The following is a 2,101-nucleotide window of genomic DNA, read 5'->3' on the forward strand; positions in this document are numbered from 1 at the left end:
GTTCTTCTCCTCGCGCGGCATCGTCTACAAGGAAAAGGTCTGGCGCCTGCCGGTCGGCAACCCGCAGTCGCGCGGCAAGGCGCTGATCAACATGCTGCCGCTCGAGCAGGGCGAGCGCATCACCACCATCATGCCGCTGCCGGAGGACGAGACGAGCTGGGGCGAGCTCGACGTGATGTTCGCGACCACGCGCGGCACCGTGCGACGCAACAAGCTGTCCGACTTCGTCCAGGTCAACCGCAACGGCAAGATCGCCATGAAGCTGGAGGAAGAAGGCGACGAAATCCTCGGCGTCGAGACCTGCACGGACAATGACGACGTGCTGCTGACGGCGAATTCCGGCCAGTGCATCCGCTTCTCGGTCTCCGATGTGCGCGTCTTCCAGAGCCGCAATTCCGTTGGCGTGCGCGGCATCGCCATGGCCGAAACCGACCGCGTGATCTCGATGTCGGTGATCGAACATGTAGATGCTTCACCGGCTGAGCGCGCGGCCTATCTCAAGCGTGCGGCATCAGAGCGTCGGCTTGCCGCCGGCGGTGCAGCCGAGGAGGAAGAGATCGCGCTGACCAATGAGGAGATCGGCGAGGAAGCCGAGCTTTCCGACGAGCGCTACGAATTCCTCAAGATGCACGAGCAGCTTGTGCTGACGGTGACCGAATACGGCTACGGCAAGCGTTCCTCGTCCTATGATTTCCGCCTGACGGGTCGCGGCGGCAAGGGCATCCGCGCCACGGATGTCTCGAAAGTGGCCGAGATCGGCCGGCTGGTCGCGACCTTCCCGGTCGGCAACGACGATCAGATCATGCTGGTATCGGATGGCGGCACCGTCATCCGGGTCCCGGTCGATGGCATCCGCTTCGCCAGCCGCGCCACCAAGGGCGTGACCATCTTCAACACCGCCGAAGGTGAGAAGGTGGTGTCGGTCGAGCGGATTTCGGAGCCGCAGTCGGACGAGGAAGCCGAGGAAGCGCCTTCGGGTGAAGCCGACACTGCAGAAGATTCGGGCGAGGGAAATCCCGAATAGCCTTACTGCGCGCCACCGGCCCTTGGCCGGTGCGATCATGGCTGGAAGTCAGCGGCGGTGGTACAGGTTGCGGCCTACGAAGCCATCGAGCCGCTTGGTGTTGGTCTTGATGCGCACCCGCGCCGCTTCCTGGTGCAACCCGAATGCGGTGGCGATCAGCATCACGATGGTCATTGCAGTGGCAAGCATGTAGATCAGCATTTGCGTGTTCTCCTGCGATCACAACGATAAAGATGGTGCTTTGGTTTCATTTCCTGAAGCGGCAAGCTGGTGAATGCTGTGTGAAGCGTTCGGGATTGTCGCATTCGTCTGTCGTTGACGTCCGTGAAAAGGTTCACGACGGGGCGTAGCAATGGGATTTGCCTTTATCGGAGAGGCTCGCTAGAAGCCTGCCATGACCGAACGCACCGCCCTTTACGCCGGCTCCTTCGACCCGCTGACCAATGGTCACCTCGACGTGTTGAAGGCTTCGCTTGCCGTGGCCGACACCGTCTACGCTGCAATCGGCATTCATCCCGGCAAGACGCCGCTGTTTTCCTTCGAGGAACGCGTGAAGCTGATCGAGGCCGCGACCAAGGCGGAATTCGGCCGCGACAGCGACCGCATCAAGGTCGTCTCCTTCGATGGGCTGGTCATCGACGCCGCCAGGAAGCATGGCGCCTCGATCATCATCCGCGGCCTGCGCGACGGCACCGATCTCGACTATGAGATGCAGATGGCGGGCATGAACGAGACCATGGCGCCGGAGCTGCAGACGGTTTTCCTGCCGGCCAGCCCGTCAGTGCGCACCATTACCGCCACACTTGTCCGCCAGATTGCGTCGATGGGCGGCGACATCCGCCCGTTCGTGCCGGCGGCCGTCGCAGGCGCCCTCACTGCCAAATTCGCGAAATAGTGCATGTCGCCCAAAAGTGGATCCCGGTTTTGGGGCAACGACATGCACCCAAACAAAGACTTTCGGAGAACCTCATGCAGCTGAAAAAGCTCGCTTCGTTACTTGTCGTGCTTGCCGGCGTTTTGGCGGCGTCCTTGCCGGCCTCGGCAGCCGACAAGGAAAACACCATGATCATCACGCTG

General features: G+C 61.9%; 3 protein-coding genes. 2 read left to right on the forward strand and 1 reads right to left on the reverse strand.

Going from position 1 to position 2,101, the window contains the following annotated elements:
• Window positions 1–1,024 (forward strand): DNA gyrase C-terminal beta-propeller domain-containing protein (locus EOA60_RS30175; RefSeq protein WP_281060793.1); only part of this gene is annotated, 1,024 nt, incomplete at its 5' end.
• 48 nt (window positions 1,025–1,072) lie between these two features.
• On the opposite strand, the gene EOA60_RS30180 is transcribed toward EOA60_RS30175, so the two are convergent.
• Complete coding sequence (locus tag EOA60_RS30180) at window positions 1,073–1,225, reverse strand: hypothetical protein (RefSeq protein WP_082953674.1); 153 nt, start codon at window positions 1,223–1,225, stop codon at window positions 1,073–1,075.
• Window positions 1,226–1,418: 193 nt separating this feature from the next.
• Here EOA60_RS30180 and coaD point away from each other — a divergent pair, with 193 nt between their 5' ends.
• Complete coding sequence (gene coaD / locus EOA60_RS30185; RefSeq protein WP_095780560.1) at window positions 1,419–1,919, forward strand: pantetheine-phosphate adenylyltransferase; 501 nt, start codon at window positions 1,419–1,421, stop codon at window positions 1,917–1,919.
• Window positions 1,920–2,101 lie beyond the last annotated feature (182 nt).

It is taken from the genome of Mesorhizobium sp. M1A.F.Ca.IN.020.06.1.1, assembly GCF_004023265.1.
GTDB lineage: Bacteria > Pseudomonadota > Alphaproteobacteria > Rhizobiales > Rhizobiaceae > Mesorhizobium.

Excerpts from the sequence above, each read along its gene's own strand:
- EOA60_RS30180 (WP_082953674.1), bottom strand. The coding sequence starts at position 1,225 with ATGCTGATCTACATGCTTGCCACTGCAATGACCATCGTGATGCTGATC.
- coaD (WP_095780560.1), top strand. The coding sequence starts at position 1,419 with ATGACCGAACGCACCGCCCTTTACGCCGGCTCCTTCGACCCGCTGACC.